This is a genomic window from Arthrobacter sp. TJ-170 (genome assembly GCF_058269305.1).
The window spans coordinates 458,572-475,410 of record NZ_JBZCNL010000001.1; the positions used below are offsets into that span (position 1 = coordinate 458,572).

Here is a 16,839-nt window from a genome sequence, read left to right on the forward strand (position 1 = left end):
AGCAGGTAACCGCCGGCCGTGGGCTTTCGCCCGGCCCGGCGGCCTAACGAAGCTTGAGCGAGGAGTCCGATGTCCACCCGACGCCCTAGCGTTCCGCGCACAACACGAGCGCGTACGGACGGGCAGAGGCAGCCGACACCGCCGCTGAAGCGCCCTGGTACCCAGGGCGCTTCAGCGCGTCCGACGCCCTCCAGCGCAAGCCACAAGACGGAAAAGCAGGACGCTCCCCGGACGCAGTCCTCCGCGGCAACTCCGCCACGGAAGAAAACGTCCCCGTCCGAGGCCCGGGCAGCGGAACGCTCCCAGTTGGCCGGAGCCATCCGAACCGCGAGCTCTCCGTTCCGTCGGTCATCGGAGCGCTTCATCGTTCCGGCGGAAGACGCAGAGCCGATCCCCGCCAAGGCCTTCTCCGGGCGGTTGCTGGCACTTGCCGTCGTGCTCGTCACCATCACGGTGCTGCTGGCGCCGTCCATCCGCACTTACCTGCAGCAGCAGGCGGAGACCGCTGCCCTGCAGGACCGCATCATCGCACTGCAGCAGGAGCAGGACGCCCTGGAAACGCAGATCGCCCGGTGGGAGGATCCCGCCTACATCAAGCAGCAGGCGCGGGACCGGCTCTTCCTGGTGATGCCCGGCGAAACCCGGTACCTGGTCAAGGGTGGAACAGCCGTCGAGACCTCCGAAGACCAGCAGTCAGCCGCTTCTCCGGAGGACCTGCCGTGGGCAGATGCGCTCTGGGAATCAGTGGAGCGCGCTGCCACCGACTAACCTTGGTTCCCGGGAAGTTTTTGCCGCCTATCTGCTGCTATAGCCCGGTTTTGACAACAGATAGGCGACAAAAACTCGAAAAGGAAGGACCACAGTGACGGAAGGCAACCCGCTTGCACCCACACCAGCTGATCTGGAGACGCTCAGCCGGCAGTTGGGGCGCCCGGTTCGCGACGTCGTCGAAATCGGCGCCCGGTGTGTCTGCGGCAATCCGCTGGTGGCAACCACAGCCCCGCGGCTCAGCAACGGCATCCCCTTTCCCACTACCTACTACCTGACGCACCCGGTCATCACCGCTGCGGTTTCCCGCCTCGAAGCCGGCGGGACCATGACTGACATGACGGAGCGGCTTGAGCGCGACGCCGATCTTGCCGCCCGCTATCGCCGGGCGCACGAGGCGTATCTGCGTGCCCGCTTGGAGATCGGGGAACGCAGCGGCATCGGTCCGGTGCCGGAGATCGACGGCGTGTCCGCAGGCGGAATGCCTACCCGGGTGAAATGCCTCCATGTTCTGGTGGGCCATTCCCTCGCAGCGGGTCCCGGAGTGAACCCGCTGGGCGATGAGGCGCTGTCGGACATCTCGGAGTGGTGGACGGCAGACGAGTGCCGCTGCGAAGGCGCGTGGGACGTCAGCGGGAACGCGCCGAACCGCGACCTCAGTCGCCATGTGAAGACCCAGGGACTCAGCCCCGAAGAACTGGACAAAAAACGTGCCGAACGCCGAACGGGCGAAGGGAAGGCCTGACATGCGTACTGCAGCCATCGATTGCGGAACGAACTCCATCCGTCTGCTGATCGCGGATGTCGAGGACGGGGCCGGTCTCACCGACGTCGTCCGCCTGATGCGCGTGGTGCGCCTCGGCGAAGGCGTGGACGCGACAGGCAGGCTCTCCGACGCGGCGCTCGAGCGGACGTTCGGGGCCGTGGATGAATACGCGGCGCTGATCAGGGAGCACAGCGCCGAGCGCATCCGCTTCGTGGCGACCTCGGCCACACGGGACGCGAGCAACCGCGAAGTCTTTGTCTCCGGCGTGCGGGATCGTCTGGGAATTGAACCGGAGGTCGTCAGCGGCAGCGAGGAAGCAGAACTGTCGTTCTCGGGAGCCGTCAGCGTCCTGGCCGGGGAAAGCGACGCTCCCGTGCTCGTGGTGGATCTTGGAGGCGGAAGCACGGAGTTCGTCGTGGGTACCGGCAACCAGGTCATCGCTGGGCGGAGCCTGGACATGGGGTGTGTGCGTTTCACCGAGCGGTTCCTTCTCTCTGACCCGCCAACTGAGGAGGAAGTCGCCGCTGCCGAGGAAGAGATCGGCAGGATGATTGAGAAGGCGGACGCCGAGGTGAACCTTGCCTCTGTGCACGGCATCATCGGTGTGGCGGGCAGCATCACCACCGTTACGGCACACGCGCTGAAGCTTCCCGAGTACCAGTCCGAGCGTATCCACGGCTCTGAGCTCAGTGTTGAAGAGATCGACGGCGCCGCCACCTCGCTGCTGCACCTGCCGCCTTCCGAACGCAAGGCCCTGCCCTACATGCACCCCGGACGCGTGGATGTCATCGGCGCGGGCGCCCTGATCTGGCGCACTATCGTCCGGCGGGTCGCGGAGGCCACTGAAGGACGCGTGAGCAGTGCGGTCGCAAGCGAACACGACATTCTCGACGGCATTGCCCTCAGCGCCGCCTCCCGGAAGTGACGCCATGACAGTTTCCTCCGTGCATCACCGCGCTCTCGTCCCCAGGTCCGTCGCCGCCCTCGTAGCGGTGTCGCTGGGGCTTGCAACCGCCGTCGTCGGTCCGGCTGACAGTGCCGGCGCGCACGGCGCGGAGATCCGGGACAGTCAATACTGGCTTGAGGAATTCGGCGTCACCGAAGCGTGGAAAGACACCAAAGGTGCAGGTGTGACGGTCGCGGTGATCGACAGCGGCGTCGACGGAAGCCACCCCGACCTGGGAGGAGTGGTTACGGGTGGCACGGATGTCTCCGGTGCCGGTGCGCCCAACGGGCAGCGTGGGATCGGTGAGGTGCCCGAACACGGCACGCTCGTGGCCAGCCTGCTTGCCGGCCGCGGACATGAAGCAGAGGAACCGGTTGAGAGCCCGTCCGCTTCTCCCTCCGCTGCCGCCTCGCCGACCAAGTCCGCCTCGCCGGAGAAGTCCGTGGTTGAGGCTTCCAGGGAAGCGGAAGAAGCAGCGGAGGCCGCTGTTCAGGCCGCGGGACGCGGACCGGACGGCGTCGTCGGCGTTGCCCCTGAAGCTGAGCTGCTCGCGGTCTCGCTCTGGATCGGCGGCGAGTCCAGCGGCCCCAACCCGGCCGGAGTGAGCATCGACGAACAAATCCCCAACGCGGTTCGCTGGGCTGTGGACAACGGTGCCTCAGTGATCAACATGTCGCTGGGCAGCACGTCGCCCACCTGGCCGGAAAGCTGGGACGAGGCGTTCCTCTATGCGGAACAGCACGACGTCGTTATCGTCGCCGCTGCCGGCAACCGCGCCGGAGGATCAGTGCAGGTCGGCGCGCCGGCCACCATGCCCGGTGTTCTCGCGGTGGGCGGCCTCGACACCACGGGAGTGGCGAGCCGCGAGTCCTCCTCCGAGGGCATCAGCATCGGCATTGCGGCACCGGCCGAGAACCTCGTCGGCGATCTGCCGGGCGGACTCTACGCAAGCAAGTGGTCAGGAACCTCGGGCGCTGCGCCACTGGTCTCCGGGGTCGCAGCGCTCATCCGCGCCAAGTACCCGGAGCTGACGGCCGCACAGGTGATCAACCGGATCATCATGACGGCGCACGACGCCGGGATACCGGGCAAGGACACCATCTACGGCCACGGAATACTCGACGCCGATGCCGCGGTCAACGCGGAACTGGCCGTACCGGAGGAGCGTCTCCTGGGCGCCGGGGGGGTGGTGAGCATGGCGCAGTACATCGAGACGTACCGACGTGGTGAGGTGCCTCCGCCTCCGCCGCCGGAACCTGCCCCCGCCGAGGAGCCGCTGCCCGATATCCCCGAGCCCACCGTGCCGGCAGCGCAGGAGCGGGCCGCGACCGCCAGTTCGCTGCCTGCCGTCATCGTGGTCGGATTCGGGGTGCTGATCCTCTTCATCCTGCTTGGCGGGACGTATCAGGTGGTCCGCGTTTACCGGGACGGCCGTGCGGCAAACGGTCACGGCCCTCACCCGTCGGACGGGACGGGAACGGGCGGCTCCACGGGTGCGGATCCTGCCTCGCCAGACTCGCACAGTACTGGATCGGCAACCTCCGACCCGCGCTAGTGAAGATTTTCACAAAGTCCGGTACGCTGGCCTTATGGCTCTAACCTCCAAGTTTTCTGATCGTCCCCGGATCCTTGTTGTCGGCGGCGGCTACGTTGGTCTCTACGTAGCCCACAAGCTGCAGAAGAAGGTGAAGGATCATGGCGGCATCGTCACGCTCGTGGATCCTTTGCCTTACATGACCTACCAGCCCTTCCTCCCCGAGGTGGCCGGTGGAAACATCGAGGCGCGTCACGCTGTCGTCTCCCATCGCATGCACCTGACGGACACCGAGCTCATCACGGGCAAGGTGACCGGCGTGAACCATTCCTCTCGCACGGCAACCGTTGAACCTTCCGACGGCAGCGCGCCGTTCGAGCTCACCTACCGCGACATCGTCATCGCGGCCGGCGCTATCACCCGCACGTTCCCCATCGAGGGACTCGCGGAGGAGGGTATCGGCCTCAAGACCATTGAGGAAGCCGTCGCACTGCGCAACCAGTTGCTGGAGCGCATCGAAACCGGTTCGCTGATGGAGCCCGGCCCCGAGCGCGACCGCGCACTCACCTTCGTCGTCGTCGGCGGCGGTTTCGCCGGTATCGAGGCGCTCGCCGAGATGGAAGACCTGGCACGTGCTGCCGTCAAGAAGAACCCCCGCCTCAAGCGTTCCGACATCCGCTTCGTGCTCGTGGAGGCAATGGGCCGTATCATGCCCGAGGTCACTGAAGAGCAGGCAGTGTGGGTTGTGGAGCACCTGCGTGCACGCGGCGTGCAGGTCATGCTGAACACCTCGCTCGCCAGCGCCAAGGACGGCAAGCTCAAGCTCATCAACATGCCGGACAAGTCCGCGGCCGATGAGTTCGAGACCGACACCCTCGTATGGACCGCCGGCGTGCAGGCCAACCCCGTGGTCCGCAACACCGACTTCCCGATCGACGAGCGCGGCCGTGTCCGCGCCAGCGCTGAACTGCGTATCACCGGCGACGACGGCCCGCTGGACGGCGCCTGGACCGCCGGCGACGTCTCTGCCGTGCCTGACCTCTCCGGTGGCGGTGTGGGGGGCTTCTGCGTCCCGAACGCACAGCACGCAGTACGCCAGGCCAAGCTTCTCGCCGATAACATTTACGCCGAACGGTACGGTGTGGGCCGCGTCCGCGAGTACAAGCACAAGAACCTGGGTGCGGTTGCCGGGTTCGGCCAGTACAAGGGCGTCGCGAATATCATGGGCTTCGGTATGCGCGGCCTACCCGCGTGGCTCGCACACCGCGGCTACCACGGCATGGCAATGCCTATGTTCGAGCGCAAGGCGCGCGTCGTGGGCAACTGGCTCATCAGCTTCGTCTTCGGACGTGACACCACGCAGCTGATGGACCTGCAGACCCCGCGTCGCCAGTTCCGTGAGGCTGCTACCCCTCCACCGAGGAAGCAGGTAGCCCCGTCCCTCGACGCGGATCGTTCCGAGGACACCGAGAAGATCAACGCAAAGGCCTAGCATCTGCCCAGGCCCTCGAACAGCTACGGCGGCACCCCGAAGGGTGCCGCCGTCGCTGGTTTAAGCGGCTATAGTTCTGGATCGTGATCAACGTCCTCGGCAAGACAGTCGACGACCAGACTCGTTGTGTGCACTACCAAACCGAGCTCGACGTCGTCGCCATCCGGTTCAAGTGCTGCGGCGAGTTCTACCCGTGCCACCTCTGTCATGAGGAAACGGCCGACCATGAGGCGTCCGTGTGGCCACTGGGGGAGCAGGGTACGCATGCGATTCTCTGCGGCGTCTGCGGTGGAACCATGACGATCCTGAACTACCTCGACGCCGACTGCTGCTCCTCGTGCGGGGCGCCCTTCAACCCGGGCTGCCGGCTCCATAAGCACCTGTACTTCGGGACGAACTGAATCCCTTCTGCAGCGGTGCCCCAGGTGGGACTCGAACCCACACTGTGAAGATTTTAAGTCTCCTGCCTCTGCCATTGGGCTACTGGGGCGTAACTTCTGACGCGGCCGACGGGCGGGTGCTCCGCCTGAGCGTCCCATCAAGAATACGCGAACCCCACGCACGCCGAACCGATCTGGGCCAGGCCCGGAGATAACCGTGTGATCAGCGTTACAAGGATGTAACCAGATTTGCTTATCTTAGACACGTTTTTGCACTAGCTTTTTCGTATATCAGGAACACCTGGTGATCGCATCAAAGGCTGACCGAGCCTTTCGATCGAGGAGATAAATTTCATGACAGCAACACGTACCTCCGCGCGGCTCAGCATCGGGGAGAATGCTCCGCGCGCAGCGAAGATTGCCGCCCTCAGCCTGGGTGTCGCACTCTTCGCATCTGCCTGCGGTGGCAATCCCACACCCGAAGGAGAAGGCGGCGAAACAACTTCGGCAGCGGCAGCGTCGGGACTGACCTGTCCGGAGAGTCAGGGTGGCGAAGCCCCCGAGCCCGGTGAGAAGGGCGACCCGAGCGCAGTACCCGAGGCGGAAACCACATCCGAAGAACCGCTTGTAATCGGATCCCTCCTGCCCACCACGGGCGCTCTGGCGTTCCTCGGTCCCCCTGAAATCGCGGGCGTCAACCTGGCAGTCCAGGAAATCAACGAGGCCGGCGGCGTGCTGGGCCAGGACGTTGAAATCATCCACCGCGACTCGGGCGACACAACCACTGACATCGCTACCCAGTCCGTCACCGACCTCCTGTCCCAGGACGTGAGCGCGATCATCGGTGCGGCGTCGTCGGGCGTATCGCAGACCGTGATCAACCAGATCACCGGTGCAGCCGTTATCCAGATGTCGCCGGCCAACACGTCACCGGACTTCACCGACTGGGACGACGACGGTCTGTACTGGCGTACCGCGCCCTCCGATGTACTGCAGGGTCGAGTGCTCGGCAACTACATCATGGCTTGTGGCGCACAGACCGTGGGCATGATCGTGCTTAACGACGCGTACGGTACCGGGCTCCAGTCCAGCATCAAGGAAGCCGTCGAGGGCGCTGGCGGCCAGGTTGTGGCCGAGGAGCTCTTCAACGAGGGCGACTCGCAGTTCAGCAGCCAGGTGGACGCGCTCGTCGCAGCTGACCCTGACGCCTACGTGGTCATCAGTTTCGACCAGGCCAACAGCATCATCCCGCTGATGACCGGTCAGGGCGTTGACCCGTCCGCCATGTTCTTCGTTGACGGCAACACCGCCGACTACAGCGCGGACCTGGATCCAGGCACCCTTGAAGGCGCGCAGGGCACTCAGCCCGGTTCCTTCGCCGGCGATCAGTTCAAGGAAGACCTCGCCGAGATCGACGACAGCCTGAACGTCTGGAACTACGCGGGTGAAAGCTACGACGCCGTCAACCTCATCGCCCTGGCTGCAGACAAAGCCGGCAGTGTTGAGGGACCCGCAATCGCTGAGGAACTCGAGGCAGTTTCCAAGGAAGGCACAGAGTGCTTCGACTACGCGGGCTGTGTCACCCTGCAGCGCAACGGTGAAGATATCGATTACCAGGGCATTTCCGGCCCGATCACCTTCGATGAGAACGGTGACCCGACCGAGGCCTTCATCGGCATCTACGAGTTCGACGAGAACAATGTCCCGCAGCCTTACCGCTCCGAGTCAGGACAGCTCTAGGAACTTCAGCACCATCTGAGTCACCCGCACAGCCAGAGGAGCCCCTCCCAGCCGGGAGGGGCTCCTCTGTGTCCGGGGAACGTCGTCGTCGTTGTGCAGGGCCCTGGACACCGTAGAGGCCCTCTCCTGAGCGGAGAGGGCCTCTACGGTGTTCCTGCTGCGTCTACACCTACGCCGTGTCGGCGAGGGTCCCCAGGTAGAGCTGAATGACCTTCGGGTCCTTCATGAGCTCGCGTCCGGTCCCGGTGTAGGCGTCCTTGCCCTGGTCCAGGACATAGGCACGGTCGCAGATCTGCAGGCAGCGGCGCGCGTTCTGCTCCACCATGATGACCGAGACTCCTGCCCGGTTGATCTCGTGCACCCGCAGGAACGTCTCGTCCTGCTTGACGGGGGAGAGGCCCGCGGACGGCTCGTCAAGGAGCAGCACCGCCGGTTCCATCATCAGCGCCCTGCCCATCGCGACCATCTGGCGCTCGCCGCCCGAGAGGGATCCGGCGCGCTGGGCACGCCGCTTGGCGAGTTCAGGGAAGAGGCTCGTGACAAAGTCGAAGCGTTCCTTGAAGTCCTTCGGTCGCTGGTACATGCCCATCTGGAGGTTCTCTTCGATGGTCAGGGTAGCGAAGACGTTGTTGTTCTGCGGGACGAAGCCCACGCCCCTGCTGACCAGCTTGTTCGCTTTGAGGCCGGTGATGTCCTGGTCCCGCACCACCACGGTGCCGGAGTGTACTTTCACCAGTCCGAACATCGCCTTGAGCAGGGTCGATTTGCCGGCACCGTTGGGGCCGATAATTCCGATCAGTTCACCCGACCGCGCTTCAATCGAGCAGCCGTTCAGGATGTTCACCCCGGGAAGGTAACCGGCCACCAGGTCGGTGACCTTCACGACGGACTTTCCCGGCGCCGCAGGCGAGCCCGTGACACCGGCCCCGGTGGCGCGGTGTGATCCTGCGGTTTCCGATGCTTCGCTCATGGCCGCTTCTCCTCTGTTCCTCTGTCCGGCTGGGTGCCCTCAAGTTCGGTGATCCTGGCATGGTCCGGGAGACCCGTGTCCCTGGTTCCCGCGGCAGATTGCTTGTCGTGGGAGAGTTCGGCTTCTAGGTCCTCGTAGCCGTGCGAGTCGCCGAGGTCCACGTCGTGGTGCGCCCCGAGGTAGGCGTCGATCACCGCCTTGTCCTTCATGACGACGTCGGGAGTTCCCTCCGCCACCACGCGGCCTTCCGCCATGACCACCACCCAGTCGGCAACATGCCGGACCATGTGCATGTCGTGTTCGACGAAGAGGACGGTCATGCCCTCCGACTTGAGGTTCTTGATGTGGTCGAGCAGGGACTGCGTCAGCGCCGGGTTGACGCCGGCCATCGGTTCGTCGAGCATCACCAGGCGTGGTTTGACCATCAGCGCCCGCGCCATCTCCAGGAGCTTGCGCTGTCCACCGGAGAGCGAGGCTGCGTAGTCATCGGTCTTCGTGTCGAGTTTGAACTTCCTGAGCAGGACCTCTGCCTGTTCGGTGATTTCCTTCTCGCGGCGTCCCCACAGACCTTTGAACAGGGCGCGTGCCAGGCTTTCGCCGGGCTGGTCGGTAGCGCCCAGGCGCATGTTCTCCATGACCGTGAGTTTGCCCATGACCTTGGTCAGCTGGAACGTGCGAACCATGCCGAGGCGTGCAACCTTGTAGGGCGCGACGCCGGTCAGGGACTTGCCATCGAAGTCCCACTCGCCGCTCTGAGGCGTATCGAATCCGGTGAGCAGATTGAACAGGGTGGTCTTTCCCGCTCCGTTGGGACCGATGAGCGCGGTGATCTTGTTCCGGGGAATTTCGAGGTAGTCGACATCGACGGCGTTGACGCCGCCGAAGCTCCGTGTGACTTTCTTGACCGTGACAATGGGATCACGCTTGCGGCAGCCCGGTCCGGGGGTGTCCTCGGTGATGGGCCGTGAATCGGTCATGTAGTCGATGCTGTCAGCCGTCCGGCCGGGGGCCGGTTCCGTTGAATGGGAAACAGCGTGAGCTGCACGCCGTCCGGCTGGCTTTCCCTGGGATTGTGCTGCAGGTTCCGCAGTAGGGTCACTCATGCGAACGCCAACTCCTTCTTGTTACCGAGAACGCCCTGCGGCCTGAAGATCATGAGCAGCATGAGCGCAACACCCACCAGGATGTACCGGAGCTGACCGGCCTGGACGTTGGTGAGGAATGTGATGGCGCCGGTCTCGATGGCGCCGAACAGCAGGCTTTGGGTCAGCGAGAGGACAACCCAGAAGATCATCGCCCCGATGACCGGGCCCAGTACCGTGGCCATACCGCCGAGCAGCAGGACCGTGTAAAGGAAGAACGTGAGTTCAGTAGCGTAGTTGGCCGGCTGGACAGCGCCTCGCGGGATCGTGAAGATCATCCCGGCCATGGAGCCCATGAGACCACCGATGATGAGTGCCTGCATCTTGTAGGCGTATACGTTCTTGCCGAGTGCCCGGACTGCGTTCTCGTCTTCGCGGATGCCCTTGAGTACGCGCCCCCACGGACTGCGCATGAGCAGCCACACGGTCAGGCAGGCGAGTGCGACGACGGTCCACGCCACAATGCGGATGTAGAGCCCGTTCTGGTTCATGCTGACCGGGCCGATGTTGTACGTCCCCTCGGGGACGAAGTTCAGCGCGAAGAAGCCGCGCTCGAAGCCGCCGGCAAGGCCGTTGGCTGATCCCGTGACCTCGGTGAGACCGTTGGTTGTGACGATGTAGCGGATGATTTCTGCAGCCGCGATAGTCACGATCGCCAGATAGTCGGCTCGCAGCCGGAGGGTGGGAATACCCAGTATCACGGCGAAAATCACCGAGGCGGTCAGCGCCACCAGGATGGCCACCGGAACCGGGACACCGAAGGTCAGGGTCGAGATGGCGTAACCGTAGGCACCCATCGCCATGAATCCGGCCTGACCGAAGTTGAGGAGGCCGGTGTAGCCGAAGTGCACGGCCAGGCCGAGCGCGGCGAGTGCGTAGGCCGCCGTCGTCGGGCTGATCATCTCGCCGAAAGCGAGGGAAAGAATGTTTCCGAAGTCCATATCAGTTGGCCCCTAACCTACGCGCTCTCGGCGGCCCAGGATGCCCTGTGGCCGGAAAAGCAGTACAAGAATCATGATGAGCAGCGCGCCGACGTACTTGAGGTCCGCCTGCAGCCAGATAGTGGAGACCTCGACGAACAGTCCCACGATGATGGCGCCGAGCAAAGCGCCGAAGACGGTGCCCAGTCCACCGAGCACAACGCTGGCGAAGATCAGGAGCAGGATCTGCTGGCCCATGTTGAAGGAAACACCTGGGCGGTAGTACGCCCACAGGATGCCGCCGAGGGCTGCCAGTGCGCCGCCGATCACCCAGACCAGCCGGATGACGCGGTCAACGTCGATACCTGACGCCGCTGCAAGGGCCGGGTTGTCAGCGACCGCGCGGGTCGCCTTTCCGATACGCGTCCGCAGGAGAAGGAACGCGATCAGCAGAATCACAATGAGGCTTGTGACCAGCGACGTCAGGTTGTTCCGGGTAATGGACACGAGTCCGAAGTTCAGCATCTGACCCTGAGCTCCGGGCAACTGCTGGGTTGCGCCGCCGAAATTGAACTGGATGATGTAGCGCAGGGCAAGGGCGAGGCCGATGCTGACGATCATCATCGGGATGAGGCCGGTGCCGCGCTTGCGCAGGGGTTTCCAGAGACCGGCGTCCTGGACGAAGCCCAGTGCAGCTCCGCCCAGGACGGCGAGGATGATGGCAGCGATTGCGGGCAGCCCCAGAGCGGCGAACCCGAATGCGAAGACCGCGCCTGCGGTGACCATCTCGCCGTGGGCGAAGTTGGTCAGGCCGGTTGTGCCGAAGATCAGGGACAGGCCCACAGCGCTGAGCGCCAGGAGCAGTCCGAAGCTCAGCCCTGCGACGGCCCGGTCGACCAGGACGTCGACGAAGTTGCTGGTCCCTGTGACGATTCCCTCGCCGAACAGGAAGAGCGTGGTGATGTTGGTTGTTCCGGCGAACGTGACATCGCGGGGATTCTGCTGGCCTTCAGCCAGTTCAACGCCTTCGGGAAGCGTGGACTCGTCGAGCTCTACCTCGTAGGTACCCTGCTCCGGCACCCCGATGGTCCAGGAGCCGTTCTCGTTCGAGGTGGTTTCGCCTTCGAATCCTTCACCCGTGACGGTGATTCGGACATCTTCCAGTGGACCGTCGGCGCCCCTGAGTACGCCGCTGATCCGGTTCTCGAATTCCCCGGCCTGGACGGAGGCGGGCGCCTGCATGTTCACGGCGGTTCCTACAGCATGTATTGAGGCTCCTGCTGCGGGTGCGCCTATGAACAGTGCGGCCATGAGGCCGGCGGTCAGGAGGAGTAGCCTCCTGTGCCATGCCGGCGTCGGCTTGGTTATCAAGTTATGAACCTCCACGATGGTGGCTTGTCCGTCGAGGTTACGACGGCCCTATAGCCTGTGATCGAAGTCACGCAGTGTGGAGATCATGTTACCTGCGCCGTGTTACCACTTTTCGCCATATGGAAGCTCGAAGATAGCGATTGCATAACATCTGGTCAGGTCGGGTTACCGGCGGGTAGCGCAGGCCCGCCGGCTCGTGAAAATCGCCTCGCAGGATGCCACTAGAGGTAAAGTCCGGTGCCGGCGTCGTCGGTCTCCGGTTGCGCCACGGCGTGGATATCCCGCTCGCGGAGGAGGATGTAGTCCGTGCCGCCGACGTCGACCTCGGACTTGTCTTCCGGGTCGAAGAGCACCCGGTCACCGCGCGAAACCTGACGGACGCTGGGACCGGCAGCGGCGACGTCGGCCCACGCCAGTCGCTTGCCCATCACCGCGGTGGCGGGAATGACAATGCCCGACGACGACCGCCGCTCGCTGCTGTCCTTGTCCAGGATCACCAGGAGGCGGTCATGAAGCATCTTCAGTGGCAGCGCGTCGGGCAGGGTGGCTGGTGATTTCGGCACCCGGACAGTCTACCGTCGGCACGCGCCGTTTCCGGTGGTACCGGTGTCAACGCAGCAGGAACAAAACAGCTCCAAATGCGTTGATATTGGTAGGGTTGAAACATCTCAGCCCCCAGATGGAGGACTACAACACATGGCAATCGGCGGTAACCCGGTTTTCAACGGTAAAAACTTCCGTACCGCTGCCCGCGGCAACAATCCGGCAGCGTACGGTTCAACAGCATTGGCCGGTCAGACGGTCATGAACCAGCAGCAGCTGGAGCACCTCTACAACCAGCCTTCGGCAGGTCCCGCAGAGACGGGGCGCATGACCTTTGACGACGTGATCGTCAAGACCATCGCCACTATCGGCATGGTGCTGATCGGCGCAGCGGTTCCGGTGTTCCTGTTCCCGGGGCTGGCGCCGCTCCTGATGATCGTCGGCCTGATCGGCGGCTTTGTGCTGGGTCTGGTGAACGCCTTCAAGCGTGAACCCGTTCCGGCGCTGATCCTCGCCTACGGCTTCCTTCAGGGCCTGTTCCTCGGCGGCATTACGATGTTCCTTGAGGCGCTGTACCCGAACATTGCCATGCAGGCGCTCCTGGGCACCCTGTCGGTGTTCGCTGTGACCCTGCTGCTGTTCAAGAGCGGCAAGGTTCGCGCCACGCCCAAGGCAATGAAGATCTTCATGATTGCGATCATCGGCTACGCGCTCTTCAGTCTCGTGAACCTGGGCCTGATGCTTTTCGGCGTAACGGACAGCATGTTTGGTGTCCGCAGTGAGATGATTCCGGGCACCTCAATCCCGTGGGGCGTGGTGATCGGTATCTTCGCCATCGGCCTCGCCGCTTTCTCCCTGGTCATCGACTTCACGATGATCAGCGAGGGCGTCCGCAACGGCGCTGCACGCAAGTACTCCTGGACTGCGGCGTTCGGGCTCACTGTCACCCTGATCTGGCTGTACATCGAGTTCCTCCGTCTCATCGCCATCCTGCGCGGCAGCGAGTAACCGTCGCTCGAACGTATGCATGATGAAGGCCCTCGGCGATTGCCGGGGGCCTTCATCGTTTTGCTGGGTTAAGTCCGTTCTTCTCAGAAGATGTTCCTCAGGAAACCCTGGCAGCCCCGTCAGCCGGCGACACCGCGAAGACGGCGGGCTCCGTAAATCCTGCTTCGGCGAACGCCGCTGTCACCGCTGAGGCCACGCGGTCAAGGTCCTCGACTTCCACCAGGGCTATGGCCGAGCCCCCAAAGCCGCCGCCTGTCATGCGCGCCCCCAGCGCACCGGCCTCGCGGGAGGACTCGACGGCGAGGTCGAGCTCGGGACACGAGATTTCGAAATCGTCCCGCATGGACACGTGGCTGGCGTCCAGCAGCGGTGCAATGGCCTGCGGGCCTTCAGTGCGGAGAAGTTGGACGGCGGCCTGCACCCGGGCGTTCTCTGTGACCACATGCCGGACACGGCGGAAAGTCTCGTCATCCAGCAGTCCCGAAGCCTCTTCAAGATCATTCTCGGTCAGGTCCCGGAGCGCCGAAACGCCCATCACATCTGCTCCGACCTCACATGCACTCCGACGCGAAGCATAGCCGCCGGTAGCGTGTGAATGGCTGACCCGGGTATCGATGACCAGGAGGGCAAGGCCATTCTCCTCCAGCGGCAGGGGAACTAGCTCGGCGTGCTGGCTACGGCAGTCGAGGAAGACAGCGTGGCCGTGTTTGCCGAGGAGCGACGCCGACTGGTCCATCAGGCCGGTGGGTGCACCGACCATCTCGTTCTCGGCCCGCTGGCCAATGAGCGCAAGCTCGGAGCCGGTCAGGCCTAGCTCGAACAGGTCATTGGCTGCGACAGCCACCGCACACTCGATGGCCGCGGAGGACGAGAGTCCTGCTCCCACCGGTACCTGCGAATCGATCAGAAGGTCCATGCCGTGGATCGAGTGGCCGGACTGCCGAAGGGCCCAGAGCACTCCCACGGGATAGGCGGCCCAGCCGTCCACGTCGCCGGCAGCCAGTTCGTCCAGGTCGCTCACAACAATTTCGCCTGAGTCTGAGAAGGTCGAGCCGACCCGGACGGTGGAATCCGCCCGCACTGACGCCGCCACGACGGTGGCCCTGTCGATCGCGAAGGGCAGGACAAACCCGTCGTTGTAGTCGGTATGTTCGCCGATCACGTTCACACGGCCGGGTGCTGCCCAGATGCCGACGGGTGCGTGCCCGAATCGATCCTCAAACTGCTGTGCGAGAGTCATGCTGTGTTTCCTTACCTGCGGGTGTCACGGCGCGCAGGGTAGCGGCGACCTGCTCCGGAGTGGTGTCGTTGATGAAGGCGCCCATCGCTGCTTCCGAACCGGCAAGGAACTTGAGCTTATCTTCGGCCCGGCGAGGTGAAGTCAGCTGCAAGTGGAGGTAGCCGGCCTCACGCAGTTCGGGGACCAGGGGCGCCTGGTGCCAGGCTGCGATGTATGGGGTGGGCGTGCTGTAGATGCCGTCAACGCGGGCCAGCAGGTCGAGGTAGAGCATGGTCAGCTCGTCCTTTTCCTCACCGGTGAGTGCGGCGATGTCGGGTACATGGCGGTGCGGCACCAGATGCACCTCGAGCGGCCAGCGCGCAGCGAACGGCACATACGCGCTGAAGTGTTCGCCCTCGAGCACCATGCGTTCGCCGGCATCCCGCTCCGACTTCAGCACGGATCCCATGAGCGTTTCCCGCCCGTCCACGGCGTCGAAGTACCGGCGGGCCGCCTGGCCCATCACCGCCGCTCGCGGCGTGACGAAGGGATAGGCGTAGATCTGCCCGTGCGGATGAAGGAGGGTCACGCCGATGTCCTCGCCCCGGTTCTCGAAGGGAAAGACCTGACGAATGCCGTCCATCGCCGAGAGCGCTTCGGTCCGCTGCGCCCAGGCGTCGATGACTGTGCGCGCACGTTCCGGCGGCAGGGATCCGAAGGAGCCTTCGTGGGAGGAGTCAAAGGCGACCACTTCGCACCGCCCGAAGGCCGTCGTCGTCGTACCCCAGCCGGTGTTCGCGGGCTGGAGGCGGGGCAGTCCGCCGAGGTCCGGCCCGAAGGAGGAGAAGCGGTTCTCGAATACCACCACCTCATAGTCGGAGGCGGGTATTTCGGACAGGTTGTCCGGGGTGGAAGGGCATAGCGGGCACTGGTTGGCCGGCGGGAGGTGGGTGCGCGTCTGCCGGTGGGCGGCAACGGCAGTCCATTCACCGGTCAGCGGGTCGTAGCGTACGTCGCCGGTGCCGCCGCGCGGCGGCAGGCCGCGGTGGTCGACGACGGCGGCCGCGTCGCGGTGCAGTGCAGCCGCTTCCGCGGTGGCGTCGAAGTAGATCAGTTCACGCCCGTCTGAGAGGCGGGTCGGGGTTACCTGGGTCATGGGCTGTCCTGGAGGTGGGTTGCGGTGGGGGTGAGAATGCCGGTGGTGCGGGGGTAGCGCTGGTCAGCGGGCCGGGAGTCGGTAACTATGCAGTGAACCTGGTCGAGCCCGGCGATCCGGGCGAGGCTTACGGTGCCGAACTTGGTGGAGTCCGCGAGGACGACCAGTCGGCCGCACTGCTCGGCGAATGCCCGGTTGGTATCGGCCTCGGCAAGGTTGGGCGTGGTGATTCCGGCGTCGGCATCGACGCCGTGGGCACCCATGAAGCACAGGTCCACGTTGAAGGACCGGACGGTTGATGTGGCGATGGGCCCCACCAGCGCCTCGGAGGGGGAACGCTCGCCTCCGGTCAGCAGGACCGTCACGCCGGGCCGGGAGGTGCGGTGCAGCTTTTCCGCCGCGGGCAGGGAGTTGGTCAGCACCGTCAGTGGTCCGGTCAGGTGGTCGACAAGGCGGTAGGTGGTGGTGCCCCCGGTAAGTGCCAGTGTCATCCCCGGTTCTATGAGTGCTGCAGCTATCGCCGCTATGGACTCTTTCGCATCGGTGCGCTGGTCCGCGTTGGCGCCGAATCCGGGCTCGAGTGCGCTGAGGGCCGTCCGGGAGGCTGCGCCGCCGTGAACCTTGGTGAGCGCGCCGGCCGCGTCGAGTCCGTCGATGTCGCGCCTGATCGTCATTTCCGAGACGCCGAGGCTCTCGGCCAGCTCACCGACACGCACGGTGCGCTGAACGCCGAGCTTGGCGAGGATCGCGGCATGCCGGTCGGCGGCGAGCATGGTGGACTCCGGTCTGGAAGGCGCGGCAACTGACGCTTAACAAAATACAACGCTTTCGAACATATTCAAACAGGAGCCGTAGGTCGGACTCCCAGCGTCTTGTGAAAAGAT

The 16,839-nt window shown here is 64.5% G+C and carries 16 protein-coding genes and 1 tRNA gene; 8 read left to right on the forward strand and 9 right to left on the reverse strand.

The genetic code is table 11. The features are described 5' to 3' along the window. Positions 1-69: 69 nt before the first annotated feature. From AC4D1W_RS02235 to AC4D1W_RS02260, 6 genes are all read left to right on the forward strand, one after another. Positions 70-768, forward strand: a complete 699-nt coding sequence (locus AC4D1W_RS02235) for an FtsB family cell division protein (RefSeq protein ID WP_490890607.1) — start codon at positions 70-72, stop codon at positions 766-768. A gap of 94 nt (positions 769-862) precedes the next feature. Next, the gene (locus tag AC4D1W_RS02240) at positions 863-1,513 is read left to right on the forward strand and encodes a DUF501 domain-containing protein (protein ID WP_490897654.1); all 651 of its coding nucleotides are present in this window, start codon (positions 863-865) and stop codon (positions 1,511-1,513) included. A 1-nt stretch (position 1,514) separates the two neighbouring features. Then, positions 1,515-2,459 carry a Ppx/GppA phosphatase family protein gene (locus tag AC4D1W_RS02245; protein ID WP_490897655.1) on the forward strand — a complete coding sequence of 315 codons (945 nt, stop codon included), beginning with the start codon at positions 1,515-1,517 and terminating at the stop codon, positions 2,457-2,459. Between the two features lie 4 nt (positions 2,460-2,463). Then, the gene (locus AC4D1W_RS02250; RefSeq protein ID WP_490897656.1) at positions 2,464-4,035 is read left to right on the forward strand and encodes a S8 family serine peptidase; all 1,572 of its coding nucleotides are present in this window, start codon (positions 2,464-2,466) and stop codon (positions 4,033-4,035) included. 34 nt (positions 4,036-4,069) lie between these two features. Next, positions 4,070-5,506 carry an NAD(P)/FAD-dependent oxidoreductase gene (locus AC4D1W_RS02255; RefSeq protein ID WP_490897657.1) on the forward strand — a complete coding sequence of 479 codons (1,437 nt, stop codon included), beginning with the start codon at positions 4,070-4,072 and terminating at the stop codon, positions 5,504-5,506. 128 nt (positions 5,507-5,634) lie between these two features. Beyond that, positions 5,635-5,907, forward strand: coding sequence for a CHY zinc finger protein (locus AC4D1W_RS02260; RefSeq protein WP_490897658.1), 273 nt, complete (start codon positions 5,635-5,637; stop codon positions 5,905-5,907). A 16-nt stretch (positions 5,908-5,923) separates the two neighbouring features. Here the strand turns inward: AC4D1W_RS02260 and AC4D1W_RS02265 are convergent. Continuing rightward, positions 5,924-5,996: transfer RNA gene (locus tag AC4D1W_RS02265), tRNA-Leu, on the reverse strand. A gap of 244 nt (positions 5,997-6,240) precedes the next feature. Between AC4D1W_RS02265 and AC4D1W_RS02270 the strand changes: the two genes are divergently transcribed. Continuing rightward, positions 6,241-7,626, forward strand: a complete 1,386-nt coding sequence (locus AC4D1W_RS02270; RefSeq protein WP_490890613.1) for an ABC transporter substrate-binding protein — start codon at positions 6,241-6,243, stop codon at positions 7,624-7,626. 169 nt (positions 7,627-7,795) lie between these two features. On the opposite strand, the gene AC4D1W_RS02275 is transcribed toward AC4D1W_RS02270, so the two are convergent. From AC4D1W_RS02275 to AC4D1W_RS02295, 5 genes are all read right to left on the reverse strand, one after another. Next, a complete protein-coding gene (locus AC4D1W_RS02275) occupies positions 7,796-8,596 on the reverse strand; it encodes an ABC transporter ATP-binding protein (RefSeq protein WP_490897659.1) in 801 nt (266 codons plus the stop codon). Further along, positions 8,593-9,573, reverse strand: coding sequence for an ABC transporter ATP-binding protein (locus AC4D1W_RS02280; protein ID WP_490897879.1), 981 nt, complete (start codon positions 9,571-9,573; stop codon positions 8,593-8,595). The genes AC4D1W_RS02275 and AC4D1W_RS02280 overlap by 4 nt, the downstream gene beginning before the upstream one ends. 122 nt (positions 9,574-9,695) lie before the next feature. Continuing rightward, entirely contained in the window at positions 9,696-10,679 is a 984-nt protein-coding gene (locus AC4D1W_RS02285; RefSeq protein ID WP_490890615.1) for a branched-chain amino acid ABC transporter permease, read from the reverse strand. 12 nt (positions 10,680-10,691) lie between these two features. Continuing rightward, the gene (locus AC4D1W_RS02290) at positions 10,692-11,969 is read right to left on the reverse strand and encodes a branched-chain amino acid ABC transporter permease (protein ID WP_490897880.1); all 1,278 of its coding nucleotides are present in this window, start codon (positions 11,967-11,969) and stop codon (positions 10,692-10,694) included. 281 nt (positions 11,970-12,250) lie between these two features. Then, positions 12,251-12,547 carry a GroES family chaperonin gene (locus AC4D1W_RS02295; protein WP_490890932.1) on the reverse strand — a complete coding sequence of 99 codons (297 nt, stop codon included), beginning with the start codon at positions 12,545-12,547 and terminating at the stop codon, positions 12,251-12,253. Positions 12,548-12,725: 178 nt separating this feature from the next. Between AC4D1W_RS02295 and AC4D1W_RS02300 the strand changes: the two genes are divergently transcribed. After that, positions 12,726-13,580, forward strand: coding sequence for a Bax inhibitor-1/YccA family protein (locus AC4D1W_RS02300; RefSeq protein ID WP_490890617.1), 855 nt, complete (start codon positions 12,726-12,728; stop codon positions 13,578-13,580). Positions 13,581-13,677: 97 nt separating this feature from the next. Here the strand turns inward: AC4D1W_RS02300 and galK are convergent, their stop codons facing one another. Genes galK through AC4D1W_RS02315 form a run of 3 tightly spaced genes read right to left on the reverse strand, consistent with a single transcriptional unit; the run spans position 13,678 to position 16,728 of the window. Further along, positions 13,678-14,820: a galactokinase gene (galK, locus tag AC4D1W_RS02305; RefSeq protein ID WP_490897660.1), complete on the reverse strand. Its 1,143-nt coding sequence runs from the start codon at positions 14,818-14,820 to the stop codon at positions 13,678-13,680. Continuing rightward, positions 14,798-15,955, reverse strand: a complete 1,158-nt coding sequence (gene galT / locus AC4D1W_RS02310; RefSeq protein ID WP_490897661.1) for a galactose-1-phosphate uridylyltransferase — start codon at positions 15,953-15,955, stop codon at positions 14,798-14,800. The genes galK and galT overlap by 23 nt, the downstream gene beginning before the upstream one ends. After that, positions 15,952-16,728, reverse strand: coding sequence for a DeoR/GlpR family DNA-binding transcription regulator (locus tag AC4D1W_RS02315; protein ID WP_490897662.1), 777 nt, complete (start codon positions 16,726-16,728; stop codon positions 15,952-15,954). Before AC4D1W_RS02315 ends, galT begins: the two co-directional genes overlap by 4 nt. Between the last annotated feature and the right edge of the window lie 111 nt (positions 16,729-16,839).